Annotated in this window: 1 pseudogene; it reads left to right on the top strand. The window is 73.7% G+C overall.

From position 1 onward, the window contains the following. Positions 1–212 (top strand): annotated as a pseudogene (locus tag AC066S_RS39680) (DUF1800 domain-containing protein); the annotation flags it as partial. Between the last annotated feature and the right edge of the window lie 203 nt (positions 213–415).

A 415-nucleotide genomic window follows, 5' to 3' on the forward strand; every position in this document is an offset into this window, starting at 1 on the left:
GCGCCCTGGGCGGCGCCGGCACGGGCGCGCTGTTCCGGGCCGAAGGCGCGCCGCCGCCGAAGGTGCAGCCACCCGCCATCGCGCAGAGCGCCGCCTTCCGCGCGATGGAGCCGCAGCTCGCTCCCGCCACGCGCGTGGCGCTGGCGCGCGCGGGATCACCGGCGGAATGGAACACTTTCTTGCTCTCTTCCCCCGAGTTCATGTACGCCTGAGGTGCGCGCCGGTCGTTGCAACCCAGAGCGCACGCGGGCACCTGCCCCACGCGCCGCCGATGAATTCGTCACCTTCCGTGCCGTCCCCGATGTCCAGGAAAGGCCTGCCATGACGCCTACCGCTTCCCCCCGATATGCCAGTGGAGCCGCCGGCACCACTCCGACGCGCCGCCGCTGCCTGCAGGCGCTCGCCGCCCTCGCGG

It is taken from the genome of Bradyrhizobium sp. CFUWI (assembly GCF_056429085.1).